Raw genomic sequence first — 15182 nt, forward strand, 5'->3', positions numbered from 1 at the left:
ACAGTTACAGAGTCAGGAAGCCGTCGTAGAGGCCATAGGCAGCCACCAGGGCGCCAACGACTACCGCGGCGAAAATCAGCTTCTCGACATTGGTGAAAATCGGTTTGCCCAACTCATGCTTGGCCTTGGCGAACAGGATCACGCCGGGGGCATACAGCAGGGCGGACAGCAGCAGGTATTTGACGCCGCCGGCGTAGAGCAGCCAGACCGCGTAGATCAGCGCGACGGCACCGATGAACAGGTCTTTCTTGCGCTCGCGCAGGGCGTTTTCGTAGGTCTCGCCGCGCACCGCCAGCAACAGCGCGTAGGCGGCCGACCACAGGTATGGCACCAGGATCATCGAGGTGGCGAGGTAGATCAGCGACAGGTAAGTGCTGGCGGAAAACAGCGTGATCACCAGGAAGATCTGGACCATGGCGTTGGTCAGCCACAGGGCGTTGGCCGGCACATGGTTGGCGTTTTCCTTACGCAGGAACTCCGGCATCGTGTGGTCCTTGGCGGCGGCGAACATGATCTCCGCACACAACAGCACCCACGACAGCAGCGCGCCCAGCAGGGAAATGATCAAGCCGACGCTGATCAGCACGGCGCCCCAGTGGCCCACCACATGTTCCAGCACGGCGGCCATCGACGGGTTTTGCAGCTTGGCCAGTTCCGGTTGGGTCATGATTCCCAGGGACAGCACGTTCACCAGCATCAGGAACAGCAGCACGGTGATAAAGCCAATCACCGTGGCCTTGCCGACGTCGGAGCGTTTTTCCGCACGGGACGAGAAGATGCTCGCGCCCTCGATGCCGATGAACACCCACACGGTGACCAGCATCATGTTGCGCACCTGGTTCATCACACTGCCGAGGTCAGGGTTTTTCACGCCCCAGATGTCAGCGGTGAAAATCTCCAGCTTGAACGCGAACAGCGCGATCAGCACAAACAGCAGCAGCGGCACCACCTTGGCAACGGTGGTCACCAGGTTGATGAACGCAGCTTCCTTGATCCCGCGCAGCACCAGGAAATGCACGGCCCACAACAGCACCGAGGCACCGATCACGGCTGCCGGGGTGTTGCCTTCGCCGAAGATCGGGAAGAAGTAACCCAGGGTGCTGAACAGCAGCACGAAGTAGCCGACGTTGCCCAGCCAGGCACTGATCCAATAACCCCAGGCCGACGAGAAACCCATGTAGTCGCCGAACCCGGCCTTGGCATAGGCGTACACGCCGCCGTCGAGGTCAGGTTTGCGGTTGGCGAGGGTCTGGAACACGAAGGCGAGAGTCAGCATGCCGATGGCGGTAATCACCCAACCGATCAACACCGCACCGACGTCGGCGCTGGCGGCCATGTTTTGCGGCAGTGAGAAGATCCCGCCGCCAATCATTGAGCCGACGACGAGTGCAACCAGTGCGCCCAATCGAAGTTTTCCGGGAGATTCAGACATTGCATGACTCCAATGCAGGAGAAGAGAGACCACAGAATAATTCCGTGCGCTAATCAAACAGCTGACTCAGATCACTTCATTGGCACATTCCATTGTGAATTAATGACTTAGGGGTAAAACGCCTGAGCGATACTTTTCCTCGCAAAGGCGCTTTCCAGAGCGGTCTCTGCGTTGTGGTTAATCATTTAGTCAGGGGTATGGACGTTTGAAGCTAGTCCGTATTCCTGAATGTGCAAACTTTTCCCGACGCGGGGCGAAGTAGCACAGCAAACGTTAAGTGCCAGCGGTATTTAAATTCTAAATAAGCCTGAACGTTATAAATTGTCATGCGATTGCGTTATGAGCGTGGCGGTTTTATCGCGGTCTTTAATAAACGCTACACTCGCTGAGATAATTAGTTGAGTGCACGGTTGTCAGCTCAATTTAATAGTTATCCAGGAGTATTCATGTCTCAACCGGCCCAGAAACTTAGGCTTGGCGCCCTGATTGCCCTGGTGGTGGGCTCGATGATCGGCGGCGGGATTTTCTCCTTGCCGCAGAACATGGCCGCGCGCGCCGAGGTCGGCGCGATATTGATCGGCTGGGCGATCACCGCCGTCGGCATGCTGACCCTCGCCTTTGTGTTCCAGACCCTGGCCAACCGCAAGCCGGAGCTGGATTCCGGGGTGTACGCCTACGCCAAGGCCGGGTTCGGCGACTACATGGGGTTCTCGTCGGCCTGGGGTTACTGGATCAGTGCGTGGATGGGCAACGTCGGTTACTTCGTATTGCTCTTCAGCACGCTCGGCTACTTCTTCCCGGTGTTTGGCCATGGCAACACGCCGGTGGCCATCGGCTGCGCGTCCTTGCTGCTGTGGGCCGTGCATTTTCTGGTGATGCGCGGGATCAAGGAGGCGGCGTTCATCAACCAGATCACCACGGTGGCGAAGATCGTGCCGTTGCTGATGTTTATCGTGATCGCCGGCGTGGCGTTTAAGGCCGATGTCTTCACCCGTGATATCTGGGGCCTGGGCAACCCGCAGTTCGGCAGCGTGGTCGACCAGGTGCGCAACATGATGCTGGTCACCGTGTTCGTGTTTATCGGCATCGAGGGCGCCAGCGTGTATTCGGCGCGGGCCGAGAAACGCGCGGATGTGGGCCGCGCCACGGTGATTGGCTTTCTCGGCGTGCTGGCACTGCTGGTGCTGGTGAATGTGTTGTCCCTGGGGATCATGAGCCAGCCGCAGTTGGCGCAATTGCAGAATCCGTCCCTGGCCGGGGTGCTGGAGCACATCGTCGGGCCCTGGGGCGCGATGGCCATCAGCATCGGCCTGGCCGTGTCGTTGCTCGGCGCCTTGCTGTCGTGGGCGCTGCTGTGCGCGGAAATCCTCTACGCCACCGCCCATGACAAGACCATGCCGGCCTTCCTGAAAAAGGAAAACGCCAACCAGGTGCCGGTCAATGCGCTGTGGCTGACCAATGTGATGATCCAGGTTTTCCTGGTGATCACGCTGTTTTCCCACAGCACCTACACCACCCTGATCTACCTGGCCTCCTCGATGATCCTGGTGCCGTACCTGTGGTCGGCGGCCTATGCGGTGTTGTTGAGCGGGCGCGGCGAAACCTATGAGGGCGCCCAGCGCCAGCGTTTCAAGGATTTGCTGGTGGGCCTGGTCGCCCTCGGCTACGCGGTGTGGCTGCTGTACGCCGGTGGCTTGAAATACCTGCTGCTGTCGGCGCTGCTGTACGCGCCCGGTGTGGTGCTGTTTGCGCTGGCCAAGCGCGAACAGGCCCAACCCTTGTTCACCCACGTGGAAAAAGGCATCTTCAGCTGCGTGATCGCCGGCGCCAGCCTGGCGGCGTATGGGCTGTACAGCGGGGTGTTGTCGTTGTGAAAGTGGCGTATCAGCCGCCCTATGACTGGGCGGCAATGCTGGGTTTTTTGTCGGCGCGGGCGATCACCGGGCTCGAGACGGTGGTGGCTGGCGTGTACCGGCGCAGTATCAGCGTGGATGGGCGACACGGCTGGATCAGTGTCGCGCCGGGTGACGGCGATTGGCTGGAGGTGAGCGTCGATTTTCCCGAGCCGGCGGCCTTTCCCGAGATCGAGCGGCGCTTGCGCCGGATGTTTGACCTGGACGCCCAACCGGCCTTGATCAACCGGCAATTGGCGAAAGACCCGTTGATGGCGCAGTTGGTTGCCGCGCGGCCAGGGCTGCGGGTGCCGGGCACTTGGGATGGCCTGGAACTGGCGATCCGTGCCGTGCTCGGTCAGCAGATCACAGTAGTCGCGGCGATCCGCCTCGCGGGCAAGTTGGTTGCACAATATGGCCAGCCCCTGGATACGCCGCATGTCGGCATCACCCACGCGTTCCCGACGCCGCAGGTGTTGGCGGCGGCGGACCTGGCTGCGCTGGGTATGCCCAAGGCGCGCGGTCGCACCTTGTCCGGCATGGCCCAGGCATTGCTGGATGATCCGCAGGTGTTCGAGCCCAAGGCCAGCCTCAAGGATGGTGTGGCGCGGCTGGTCGCGCTGCCGGGGATTGGTGACTGGACGGCGCAGTACATCGCCATGCGCCAACTGCGCGAGGCGGATGCGTTTGCATCGGGGGACATCGGCTTGATCAATGCGCTGGCGGCGCTGGAAGGCGGGCCGGTCTCGGCGCGGCAGCTGTTGGCGCGGGCCGAGGCGTGGCGGCCGTTGAGGGCGTATGCGGCGCAGCATTTGTGGACGTCGCTGCAGCGGCCGGATTGAGGGAGCGGGCAGGGCCTCTTCGCAGGCAAGCCAGCGCCCACATTTGAGGGTGTCTAGCACTCAAATTGTGCAAGCTGGCCTGCCTGCGATAACGCTCGAAAGGCTACCACTGCGGCCGATGTGAGCCCAATTCCCCGGCCGGCAAATCCCACTGCAACGGCGTACCGCTGATGGTCACCGGCGCCAGCAGCCGATGGGCCTGACCCCAGGCGGTCTGTTCCACCACCAGCCCTTGATCGCCCGGTTCCTCGGCCCGCAACGCCACCTGTTCCGGCACCTGACCCGCCTCCACCAGCAACTTGGCCGTACGCGCCAACGACAACTGCGCCGATCCGCCACGCCCGGATTTCAACCGCTCACTCAAGGCTTGAATCGCGCTGGCCGCCATCAGATAGCCGGTCGCATGGTCGAGCGCCTGCAACGGCAGTGGCACCGGTTGATCCGCGTGTTTCCAGGCCATGCCCGCGTCGGCAATCCCGCTGCTCATCTGCACCAGGCTGTCGAAGCCGCGTCGATTGCGCCACGGGCCGCTCCAGCCATAAGCGTTGAGGCTCACGTCGATCAGGCCGGGGGCGATGCTTTGCAGCTCGGCGGCGCTATAGCCCAGCTGTTCCAGGGCATCGGCACGGTAACCGTGGAACAGGATGTCGGCGTCCTTGAGCAACGCTTCGAATACCTGCCGGCCTTCGGACGTTTTCAAGTCAAGGCGCGCGCAGCGTTTGCCGAGGGTCATTTCCGGCACCACGCCCGGCTCGTTCCAGGTCGGTGAGTCGATGCGCAGTACATCGGCGCCCAGCCCGGCGAGAAAACGACTGGCGACGGGACCGGCCAATACGCGGGTCAGGTCCAGCACCTTGATACCCGCTAGCGGGCGCGCTACCGAGCCTGTCCAGGTTTTCGCGGTGGTGGTGGCAAAGGTCTGGCGCTGCACCAGCGGCTCGGCATTCACCGCCAGCCCTTGCGGATGTTGCTGCCAGGCTTGCCACGAACGCATCTGTGCCGCACAGCCGCCGGCGTCGACAATCGCCTGTTCCAGTTCGGCGGCGTTCCATGCGGCGACCTTGCTGGCCATTTCGGCGCGGTCGGCGACCTTGCCCAGCACTTGCTCGGCGGCGGCCCGGTGGTGGGGCGCATTGGTGTGCAGGCGAATCCAGCCGTCGGCGCTGGCGTAGTCGCCGGCTACCGGGTCCCACAGCGGTGGCGTTTGCCAACCCACCGGACGCAGGGACGACGAGAACCAGAAGGAGGCGAGGCGTCGGTCCACGCTCACGGCGGGCAAGCGGCCGGTCATTGCCAGCACCATTTGGGCCACGGCCTGGCCGGCGGCACCGATACTGGCACTGGCCAGGTCGGTGACGGCGAAGGTCGAGGGCAGGGCCCCGGCCTCGGTCACGGTCAATGGAGTAGGCGGTAGATCGAGTGCGGCTTGGATGGGGGTCAGCAGGTCAGTCATCAAAGGCCCTCCTTAAGAGATGGGCCACTATAGAAGATCATCAGGCCGATGTGGCAACCCCAGGCTCCAATGGCAGGTCGATGCTGGCGATAAACCCGCCCTCAGGATGATTGGCCAGGATCAGGCTGCCGCCATGGCGTTCCGCCGCACGCCGCGCAATCGCCAGGCCCAGGCCGTGACCCTGGGCGGTCTGGCCGGGGGCGCGGTAGAACGGCTCGCCCAATTGGCTGAGGTGTTCGGCATCCACGCCGGGGCCGTGGTCGCGCACGCTGATAAGGATGTGCTCGCCGTGGAGATGGGCGTGCAATTCGATCGGCTGGCCTTTCGGGTTGAAGCGCTGCGCGTTGCGCAGCAGGTTGTCCACCGCGCGTTCGATCATGGTCGGCCAGCCTTTGAGGCGCAGGTCGGGTTGGGCGGTGAGTTGCACCACCTGCTCCGGCGCGCTGAGCTGGGCGTCTTTTTGCAGGGTCTTGAGCAGGCTGTTGAGGTCAACGTCTTCGGCGCTGGCGTTATCGGCATCGACGCGCGCCAGCACCAGGATTTCACTGATCAACGCTTCCAGGCGATCGCATTCGCGGGTCAGGCGCGGCCAGAGTTTTTCGCGTTCTTCGGGGCTGGCGCGTTCGGCCAGGGCCAGCGCGATGCGCAGGCGGGCCAGCGGCGAGCGCAGCTCGTGGGAGACGTCGCGCAGCAATTGGCGCTGGCTGCCGATCAGGCTTTGCAGGCGGGCGCCCATGCGGTTGAAGTCAGTGGCCAGCACGCCGAACTCATCGCGGCGGTTGGCCAGGCGCGCCAGGCTGTTCTGCTGGTACGTGGCCTGGCCGAGGTCATGCACCGCGCCACGCAGACGGCTGAGGGGGCGGGTGATGGACAGCGTCACCAGCAGGCTGAACAGGGTCAGCACCACCAGGGCGATGGCCAATGCGCTCAACGGCCACAGCAGGCTGCTGCGGTGCCAGGCGTCCAGCTCGGGATGGGGGATGCGATAGATCAGCAGGTAGGTGTCGCCGGTTTTTTCGCTGGTGTACTCGGCGGTCAGGCGTCGCCAGGGCAGGTGGCCGTCCTGGCTGTCATTCTGGCGGGCTTCGAACGCGGCGGCGCGGCGCGGAAAGGTGCCACGCACGACCGGCTCGCCGCTTTCGTTGAGCACTTGCACGTCGATGTGGTACTGGCGCTTGCGCTGTTGCAGCAAGTCCTGGGCGGCGTCCTCGCCTTGGGTCTCGTAGAGTTGAGTCCACTCTTCGGCGAGGTTATTGAGGCCGGGGTGGCGGCTGAGAATCCAGGCATCTTGATTGAGCATGTGCCCAAGCAGGATCGACAACCCGGCAACCAGGGCGATGGCCAGCCAGAAACTGGCCAGGATGCGCCAGAACAATGAACGCACAGGAAACCCTCAAACAGGAAAAGCCCAGCGGCGCGAGCCACTGGGCTGGGGGAGTGAAGCTAGAACATTATTGCGCTTTTTGCGGCTGTTGCGCTTTCCAGGCCTGGAATTCCTTCCACTCGGCGCGGCGTTCGGCTTGCTTCTTGACGATCTCGTCGAACTTCTTCTGCTGGTCAGGTTTGAGGACTGCACGGATATCCGCCTGGGTTTTCTGCTTGCCGGCGGCGATTTCATCCTGCATGGCTTTCTGGTCGGCGGCCGGTAGTTTGTCCAGGTACTTTTTGACCAGGTCTTTGCGAGCGTGCCATTGGTCGCCCATCAGCTTGCCGATCTGCTGGCGCTGTTCCTTGCTCAGGTCCAGCTGGCTGAAAGGGCCACCTTTGCCACGCGGACCATGTTCACCGCCGTGGCCTGGGCCACCCATCATGTGGCCGGAAGGTTCACCCATCGGGCCTGGGCCGTCTGGCATGGCGGCCATGGCAACGGTCGGCAGGGCAGCGGCGAACATCAAAGCGATAAGGGTCTTGCGCATGGTGATTCTCCTGTCTCTATTCCGGTGAGTCCGGATGTGAGTAGATTACGGAGATCAAGGTCAGCGGCGGTCAGGTGTGGGTAAAGCTTGGGTAAAGAGGGTTTTGTTGCGAACTGACAAAACTGTGGGGATTTGGGTATTCAAATGTGGGAGCGGGCTGGCTCGCGAATGCGGTGGGGCAGCCTATGCATGTGCTGACTGATACACCGCATTCGCGAGCAAGCCCGCTCCCACAGGAGATTGCGTGATACTCAGAGGCTGTAGTAATAGCCGCGGCTGCGCAACGCGACGATCCGTGGCCGGCCGTCCGGGTGCGGGCCGATCTTTTTGCGCAGGTTGCTGACGTGCATGTCCAGGCTGCGATCGTAAAGGGTCAGCTTGCGGCCTAGCGCGATCTGCGCCAGTTCCTGTTTGTCCAGTGGTTCGCCGGGCTGGCGCAGCAAGGCTTCGAGCAGGCGGCTTTCGGAAACGGTGAGGGCGAATTCCTGTTCATCGATACTGACCACGCCGCGCACCGGGCTGAAACACAGGTCGCCGAGTTCCAGCTGGGTGGACACGGCGGCCGGATGGCTGCGGCGCAGCACGGCGCGCAGGCGCGCGGTCAGCTCGCGCGGGTCGCAGGGCTTGGCCAGGTAGTCGTCGGCGCCGAGTTCCAGGCCGAGGATGCGATCCAGCGGTTCTCCGCGGGCCGAGAGCATCAGTACCGGCAGCTCCGGGTGGTCGTTGCGCAGTTGCTTGAGCAGCTCCAGGCCACTGCCGTCGGGCAGCATCACGTCCAGTACCACCGCTGCCGGGGCGCTGTCGGCCAAGGCTTTGCGGGCGCTCAAGCCATCGTGGCAGGCGCGCACCTGGAAACCTTCCTGGCTCAACCAACTGGTCAGCAGCTCGCAGAGCTCCTGGTCATCATCTATCAGTAACAGCTCGCTCATGACTCACTCAATTTAGCCATTGTCGACGGCGACGGTGCCCACCGCTGGCGAAGATCCCGCACAGCAAGGCGATCAGGGCGACCGCCCCGCCGGTGACAAACCATTGCTGTTGCTCGGTCAGCCATCGGGTCAAGGCACCGCCTTGTGTCTCTTTGAGTTGCTGGGCCAGGCGTTGGTTCTCTTGGCGAAGACGACTTAATTGGGCGCTTTCGCGCGTCGCATCCGCACCCTGCAGTTGCTTGCTCAGTTCTTCACGCAGCCGTTCGCTTTCTTTCAAGCGTTGCTGCAACTCGGTGATCTGGGCGCCGGCACTCAAGGACAGGGGCGTGGAACTGCCGGTGTTCGAGGTTTCTTCAGCGTGGGCCGTAGCCCCGATCATTACCACTGCCAACAGACACAACTGACGTAAGCGCATCGGAACTCCTGATTCCACACGAATATTCAGAACGTTGTCGGCAGGTTACCGAGAATAATGAGCAATTAGGAGTGTGCCGCACGTATTAGGTTCGACACACGCCTGGGTCAAGGCAGGACTTGCTTGAATGGCTTGATCACGACATCGGCGTAGACGCCTGCCGCAACATACGGGTCAGCCTTGGCCCAGGCCTGTGCATCGGCCAGGGAGGCGAACTCGGCAACCACCAGGCTACCGGTGAAACCGGCGGCGCCCGGGTCGTTGCTGTCGACGGCCGGGTGCGGGCCGGCGAGTACCAGGCGACCTGCGGCTTGCAGCTCGTTCAGGCGCTCCAGGTGTGCCGGGCGCACGGACAGGCGTTTTTCCAGCGAGCTGGCAACATCGGTGGCAATGATGGCGTAGAGCATGTCAGTCCTCGGTTTTTGGCGTAGTAGGGTCGGTGTCATGCAGGTGGCGCGACAGGTAGATACCCTGGCCGATCAGGAACAGCACGGTCATGCCCAGGCTGCCGAAGACTTTGAAGTCGACCCAGTAGTCCTGGAAGGTAAAGGCCACGAACAGGTTGGCAGCGCCGCAGAACAGGAAGAACACGATCCAGGCCACGTTCAAACGTGTCCAGACCGGCTCCGGCAGGGTCAGTGCGTGGCCCATGATCCGCTTGATCAGCAGGCGGTCACCGATGAAGTGGCTGCCGATGAAGGCCAGGGCAAACAGCCAGTTCACCACCGGGGCTTTCCATTTGAGGAAGGTCTCGCTGTGGAAGGCCAGGGTCAGGCTGCCGAATACCAGGCAGGCGACCAGGGTCAGCCATTGGCTTTTTTCCAGTTTGCGCTGGGAGATGAAGAGGGCGCCGTAGACTACGATGGAGCTGATGATCAGCACGGCGGTGGCGCTGTAGATGCCCCCGACGGTCAGTTCATGGCCGGCAATATCGATGACCCTGGGGTCGAGTTTGTAAACGATGAAAAACAGCAACAGCGGGATGAAGTCGATGAATTGTTTCACAGTAAGAGCCAGAAGCTGGATGTGGCGGCATAATAACAAACATCCTTGGTAGCGAAAGCGCCAGCTGACTTGAGGTTACACACTCCCGTGAATGTTGATTTGCACTGCCACAGCACGGCCTCCGACGGCGCCCTGGCGCCCGCGGTACTGGTTGCGCGTGCGTTTGAAAAAGGCGTGCGAGTCCTGGCGTTGACCGACCATGACACCCTCGAAGGCCTCGATGAAGCCCGCGCAACCGCGCATGCCCTGGGCATGCAGCTGGTCAACGGGGTGGAATTGTCCTGTACCTGGGGTGGCGCCACCATTCATGTGCTGGGCTATGGATTCGATCAAAACGCCCCGCCCCTGGTCGAGGCCATCGCCCAATTGCACGATGGCCGCTGGCTGCGGTCCGAAGAAATAAGCCGAAAACTCGCCCTCAAGGGCATGCCCAACGCGCTCGACGGCGCCCGCGCCATCCAGCAGGAACTGGGCGACAGCGGCAATGCGCCGGCCCGTCCGCACTTTGCCGACTGGATGGTGCGCGAAGGTTTCGTCAAGGACCGCGCCGAAGCCTTTCGCAAATGGCTGGGCGCCGGCAAGTTGGGTGACGTCAAGCAACACTGGCCGACCCTGGAGGACACCGTCGAGACCCTGCGGGCGTCCGGGGCCTGGGTCAGCCTGGCGCATCCCTGGCATTACGATTTCACCCGCAGCAAGCGCCGCAAGCTGATTGGCGACTATATTGGAGCGGGCGGCCACGCGATTGAGGTGGTCAACGGCTATCAACCCGCCGAACAGGTGGGCAGCCTGGCGATTCTTGCCCGCGAATTTGGTCTGCTGGTCAGTGCCGGCAGTGATTTTCATGGCCCAGGCGGCTGGTCCGAGATCGGCGAGTATCGCCCCGTCCCGGAAGACTTGCCGCTCTTGTGGGGGCGATTCAAGCATGACCCCATTATTGCCACCGTCTGAACAGGTAGAACACGTGAGTCAATTCTTCCAGATTCATCCGGAAAACCCCCAGGCGCGCCTGATCAAACAGGCCGTGGAGATCATTCGCGCCGGTGGCGTGGTGATCTATCCCACCGATTCGTCCTACGCCATCGGTTGCCAGATCGGCGACAAGGGCGCGGTCGAGCGTGTAAGACGCCTGCGCCAGCTGGATGACAAGCACAATTTCGCGCTGATCTGCAGCGACCTGTCCCAGCTGGGCCTGTTCGCCAAGGTCGACACCGGCACCTTCCGCCTGCTCAAGGCCCACACGCCGGGGCCCTACACCTTTATTCTCAACGCCACCCGCGAAGTGCCGCGCCTGTTGCTGCACCCGAAGAAACGCACCATCGGCCTGCGCGTGCCCGAGCATCCCATCGCCCTCGCGCTGTTGGCCGAGCTGGGTGAGCCGCTGATGAGCGTGTCGCTGATCATGCCCGGCGACGCCGAACCCTTGGAAGACCCGTACGAAATGCGCCAACTCCTGGAAAAACAGGTGGACCTGATCATCGACGGCGGTTTCGGCGGCGGCAAGGCCTCCACCGTGATCAACCTGGCGGACGGCGAACCCGAAGTGATCCGCGTGGGTTGCGGCGACCCGGCCCCCTTCATGGCCGAGGCCTGAATGTCGGCCGTGGAAACCGTCGACAGCCAGGCGGGCGCCCAGCAGGAACTGCCGTTTGCCATGGTGTATGGCCAGGCGGTCATGGAAATGCCGCTGGACCTGTACATCCCGCCGGACGCGCTGGAAGTCTTTCTTGAAGCCTTCGAAGGCCCGCTGGACTTGCTGCTGTACCTGATCCGCAAGCAGAACATCAACATCCTCGACATCCCGGTGGCGGAAATCACCCGTCAGTACATGGGTTATGTCGAGTTGATGCAGTCGGTGCGCCTGGAACTGGCCGCCGAGTACCTGGTGATGGCCGCCATGCTGGCCGAGATCAAGTCGCGCATGCTGCTGCCGCGCTCGGAGACGGTCGAGGCCGAAGAGGACGACCCGCGCGCCGAACTGATCCGCCGCCTGCAGGAATACGAGCGCTTCAAGGCCGCCGCCGAAGGCATCGACGGCTTGAGCCGCGTGGGCCGCGATGTGGTGGTGCCCAAGCTCGATGCCCCCGAGGCCCGGGCGCGCAAATTGTTGCCGGACGTGAGCCTGGAAGAATTGCTGATGTCCATGGCCGAGGTGCTGCGCCGTGGCGATATGTTTGAAAGCCACCAGGTCAGCCGCGAGGCCCTGTCGACCCGTGAACGCATGAGCGATGTACTCGAACGCCTAAAGGGCGGCGGGTTTGTGCCGTTTGTCGAGCTGTTCACTGCCGAAGAAGGGCGCCTGGGCGTCGTGGTGACCTTCATGGCGATCCTCGAACTGGTCAAGGAATCCTTGGTCGAGCTGGTCCAGAATGAGCCTTTTGCGGCTATCCACGTGCGGGCGCGAGCCGAATAAAGAGCTGAATCGATGAATCTGACTGAACCCCGCGAACTGGCGCCGCTGCTGGAAGCCTTTCTCCTGGCCTCGGGTAAACCGCAATCCCTTGAGCGCCTGTTCGAACTCTTCGAGGAAGCCGAGCGCCCGGAGCCGCCAGTCTTCAAGAAAGCCCTGGAGATCTTGCGCAAGTCCTGCGATGGCCGCGCCTTCGAGCTGCGCGAAGTGGCGTCGGGTTATCGCCTGCAGATTCGTGAGAAATTTTCCCCGTGGGTGGGCCGGCTGTGGGAAGAGCGCCCGCAGCGTTATTCACGGGCGATGCTCGAGACGATGGCGCTGATCGCCTATCGCCAGCCGATCACCCGCGGCGAAATCGAGGATGTGCGTGGCGTGGCGGTCAACAGCCATATCGTCAAGACCTTGCTGGAGCGCGAGTGGATCCGCATCGTCGGCTATCGCGATGTGCCCGGCAAACCGGCGATGTTCGCCACCACCAAGGTGTTTCTCGACCACTTCAACCTGAAGAACCTCGATGACCTGCCGCCCTTGGCCGAGCTGCGCGAAATGGAAGCCGAGCCGGTGCTCGACTTCGACGACGCGCCGGTTCCGGCGAGCCTGCAGGAACTGGCCGACGCCAGCGCCGAGCCGGAAGAACCCAAGGACGAAACCAGTTTCCACACGCTGTTGCTGGAACTGGACGACATGGAGCAGGGCATCAAGACCGACTTCGACGACTTGCTGCGTGATGGTGCTGCCGAGCCGCAAGTCCAAGTGGACGTTGATGTTGAGGCTGAAGCCCAAGCGGACGTTGATGTAGAGGCTGAAGCCCAAGTGAACGTTGAAGTTGAGGCTGAAGTCGAAGCAGAAGCTGAGCCCGAACCTGAACCCGAAGAAGACATCCTCGGTGTCGCCGAAGCTCGCGAGAAGCTCCTGGCCGCCGTCGCCGCCCTCGAACAACCGTCGCTGAGCGACGAAGAAGCCGAAGCCCAGGCGCTGGCCGAAGCCATCGAAAACGAGCGCCGCCAATTCGAAGACTGACGCCGCTTCAAAATGTGGGAGCTGGCTTGCCTGCGATGCAGGCGACTCGGTCTTTCTGCTATGCGAGGTGATGCCATCGCAGGCAAGCCAGCTCCCACAGAAAACCAGTGCCTGGGAGGATTTCAATGAGTTCCACCAAAGACCCGTGCATCAGCATCTGCAAATTCAACGACGACATCTGTGTCGGCTGTGGTCGCAGCAAGCGCGAGATCCGTGCCTGGAAGAAACTCGACAAAGCCGACAAGCGCACGGTGCTTGCCGAAGCCGAGCTGCGCCTGCTGGCGCTGGGGGCCACCGGTCGGCGGAAAAGCAAATGATGGCGGCCCAATCGACTAGTCTCTGATGCGCAACGCGCGCCATGCGCGTATGATTCGCGACCCTTTGGCGCGCTATTGCCCCAAAGCCCCGCTTTCAACACTCTTCAGGCCACGCCTGAATCGACCCACCGGGAGGTGCTTAAGATGAACGACCAAGACCAGAACGACAGCCAGGAAATCGGCCCAGCAGGCGAAAAACTGCAAAAGGTGCTGGCGCGTATCGGCGTGGGCTCGCGCCGCGACGTCGAAGCCTGGATCACCCAGAAGCGCATCAAGGTCAACGGCGTCGAGGCCACCCTCGGCCAGCGCGTCGACCTGCACGATGCAATCACCATTGATGGCAAGGTCATCAAGCGTGAAGAGGCCGCCGAATCGGTGCGCCGCGTGATCATGTACAACAAGCCCGATGGCGAGATCTGCACCCGTGACGACCCGGAAGGCCGTCCGACCGTGTTCGACAAGATGCCCAAGCCCAAGGAAGGCCGCTGGATCAACATCGGTCGCCTGGACATCAACACCACCGGCTTGCTGATGTTCACCACCGACGGTGAACTGGCCAACCGCCTGATGCACCCGTCCTACGAGATGGACCGTGAATACGCCGTGCGTGTACGCGGTGAAGTCGACGACGAGATGATCGAACGCCTCAAGGCCGGCGTGGTGCTGGAAGACGGCCCGGCCAAGTTCACCGACATCAAGCAGGCACCGGGCGGCGAAGGTTTCAACCACTGGTATCACTGCGTGGTGATGGAAGGCCGTAACCGTGAAGTGCGTCGCCTGTGGGAATCCCAGGGCCTGGTGGTCAGCCGCCTGAAGCGCGTGCGTTTCGGTCCGGTGTTCCTCAACTCCGACCTGCCGATGGGCCGCTGGCGCGAAATGAGCCAGTACGAAGTCGACATCCTCAGCGCCGAAGTCGGCCTGACGCCGGTCGCGATGCCGCAGATGAACGCCAAGAGCAAAGACAAGCTTGAGCGTATGCAGCGTAAGTCCTCGCGTCCTGTTGCGCGTACCGAGCGCGTGGCGCGCACCTTGCGCCCGGCCCTGAATGCGCCGGCGACCGGTGGGCGTATCTCCCGTGAGCCGCACATCGAAGGCGAGCGTCGCCCGACGGCGCCGTCGCGTCAGGAAGGCGAGCGTGCTCCACGTGCGCCGCGTCCGGCCCGTGGTGAAGCGCCGAGCGGCGGTCGCAGCAACCGTGGTGAAGCCGATCGCCCAGCGGATAACGCCAGCACCAAGCGTCCAGCCAAGCCGTCGGCAAACAAGCGCCCCGGGCCGAAACTGGTCGCGGACGAGCCGTCCGGCAAGCGCCGTGGCGCCCCGGCCGGTTCGGGTCAGCGTCCAGGTTTTGGTCGCAAGAAGCCGCAGTGATACGCTAAGCGCTGCACACAAACGCCAACCCTAGGGTTGGCGTTTTTTTTGGTCTGGATTTGCTGACCCGTTCCACTGTGGGAGCGGGCTTGCTCGCGAAAGCGGTGGATCAGTCGCTGGAGAAGTTGGCTGGTCTACCGCCTTCGCGAGCAAGCCCGCTCCCACATTTGGTGTGTATTTCAA

At 62.6% G+C, this 15182-nt stretch carries 16 protein-coding genes; 8 read left to right on the plus strand and 8 right to left on the minus strand.

From position 1 onward, the window contains the following. Nucleotides 1-4: 4 nt before the first annotated feature. Nucleotides 5-1432, minus strand: coding sequence for an arginine-ornithine antiporter (arcD, locus tag NTD80_RS06370; RefSeq protein WP_065908905.1), 1428 nt, complete (start codon nt 1430-1432; stop codon nt 5-7). Between the two features lie 446 nt (nt 1433-1878). Between arcD (NTD80_RS06370) and arcD (NTD80_RS06375) the strand changes: the two genes are divergently transcribed. Both arcD (NTD80_RS06375) and NTD80_RS06380 read left to right on the plus strand, forming a co-directional pair. After that, nucleotides 1879-3306, plus strand: coding sequence for an arginine-ornithine antiporter (gene arcD / locus NTD80_RS06375; RefSeq protein ID WP_262132721.1), 1428 nt, complete (start codon nt 1879-1881; stop codon nt 3304-3306). Further along, nucleotides 3303-4166, plus strand: a complete 864-nt coding sequence (locus NTD80_RS06380) for a DNA-3-methyladenine glycosylase family protein (RefSeq protein WP_262132723.1) — start codon at nt 3303-3305, stop codon at nt 4164-4166. The genes arcD (NTD80_RS06375) and NTD80_RS06380 overlap by 4 nt, the downstream gene beginning before the upstream one ends. A 103-nt stretch (nt 4167-4269) precedes the next feature. Here NTD80_RS06380 and NTD80_RS06385 read toward each other — a convergent pair whose 3' ends face one another. From NTD80_RS06385 to NTD80_RS06415, 7 genes are all read right to left on the minus strand, one after another. Next, nucleotides 4270-5619 carry a CoA transferase gene (locus NTD80_RS06385; RefSeq protein ID WP_262132725.1) on the minus strand — a complete coding sequence of 450 codons (1350 nt, stop codon included), beginning with the start codon at nt 5617-5619 and terminating at the stop codon, nt 4270-4272. A gap of 40 nt (nt 5620-5659) precedes the next feature. After that, a complete protein-coding gene (locus NTD80_RS06390) occupies nt 5660-7003 on the minus strand; it encodes a sensor histidine kinase (RefSeq protein ID WP_120449689.1) in 1344 nt (447 codons plus the stop codon). Between the two features lie 67 nt (nt 7004-7070). Continuing rightward, nucleotides 7071-7535: a Spy/CpxP family protein refolding chaperone gene (locus NTD80_RS06395; RefSeq protein WP_065908918.1), complete on the minus strand. Its 465-nt coding sequence runs from the start codon at nt 7533-7535 to the stop codon at nt 7071-7073. 251 nt (nt 7536-7786) lie between these two features. Further along, entirely contained in the window at nt 7787-8464 is a 678-nt protein-coding gene (locus tag NTD80_RS06400; protein ID WP_003193803.1) for a response regulator transcription factor, read from the minus strand. 7 nt (nt 8465-8471) lie between these two features. Continuing rightward, nucleotides 8472-8879, minus strand: coding sequence for a translation initiation factor 2 (locus NTD80_RS06405; protein WP_065908920.1), 408 nt, complete (start codon nt 8877-8879; stop codon nt 8472-8474). A gap of 107 nt (nt 8880-8986) precedes the next feature. Then, on the minus strand, nt 8987-9286 hold the full coding sequence (locus NTD80_RS06410; RefSeq protein WP_262132731.1) for a YciI family protein: 300 nt from the start codon (nt 9284-9286) through the stop codon (nt 8987-8989). A 1-nt stretch (nt 9287) separates the two neighbouring features. Beyond that, nucleotides 9288-9884 carry a septation protein A gene (locus NTD80_RS06415; protein WP_065908925.1) on the minus strand — a complete coding sequence of 199 codons (597 nt, stop codon included), beginning with the start codon at nt 9882-9884 and terminating at the stop codon, nt 9288-9290. 87 nt (nt 9885-9971) lie between these two features. Between NTD80_RS06415 and NTD80_RS06420 the strand changes: the two genes are divergently transcribed. From NTD80_RS06420 to rluB, 6 genes are all read left to right on the plus strand, one after another. Continuing rightward, on the plus strand, nt 9972-10835 hold the full coding sequence (locus tag NTD80_RS06420) for a PHP domain-containing protein (protein ID WP_106802762.1): 864 nt from the start codon (nt 9972-9974) through the stop codon (nt 10833-10835). 13 nt (nt 10836-10848) lie between these two features. Continuing rightward, the gene (locus NTD80_RS06425) at nt 10849-11478 is read left to right on the plus strand and encodes an L-threonylcarbamoyladenylate synthase (RefSeq protein ID WP_065908929.1); all 630 of its coding nucleotides are present in this window, start codon (nt 10849-10851) and stop codon (nt 11476-11478) included. 120 nt (nt 11479-11598) lie between these two features. Continuing rightward, complete coding sequence (locus NTD80_RS06430) at nt 11599-12297, plus strand: segregation and condensation protein A (protein WP_164365898.1); 699 nt, start codon at nt 11599-11601, stop codon at nt 12295-12297. A gap of 12 nt (nt 12298-12309) precedes the next feature. After that, nucleotides 12310-13314: an SMC-Scp complex subunit ScpB gene (gene scpB / locus NTD80_RS06435; protein ID WP_262132734.1), complete on the plus strand. Its 1005-nt coding sequence runs from the start codon at nt 12310-12312 to the stop codon at nt 13312-13314. 125 nt (nt 13315-13439) lie between these two features. Then, nucleotides 13440-13631 carry a DUF1289 domain-containing protein gene (locus NTD80_RS06440; protein WP_044267786.1) on the plus strand — a complete coding sequence of 64 codons (192 nt, stop codon included), beginning with the start codon at nt 13440-13442 and terminating at the stop codon, nt 13629-13631. A gap of 144 nt (nt 13632-13775) precedes the next feature. Beyond that, nucleotides 13776-14999: a 23S rRNA pseudouridine(2605) synthase RluB gene (gene rluB, locus NTD80_RS06445; protein ID WP_262132737.1), complete on the plus strand. Its 1224-nt coding sequence runs from the start codon at nt 13776-13778 to the stop codon at nt 14997-14999. Nucleotides 15000-15182: the final 183 nt, after the last annotated feature.

The organism is Pseudomonas sp. 13B_2.1_Bac1, from assembly GCF_025466155.1.
Lineage (GTDB): Bacteria > Pseudomonadota > Gammaproteobacteria > Pseudomonadales > Pseudomonadaceae > Aquipseudomonas > Aquipseudomonas aylmerensis.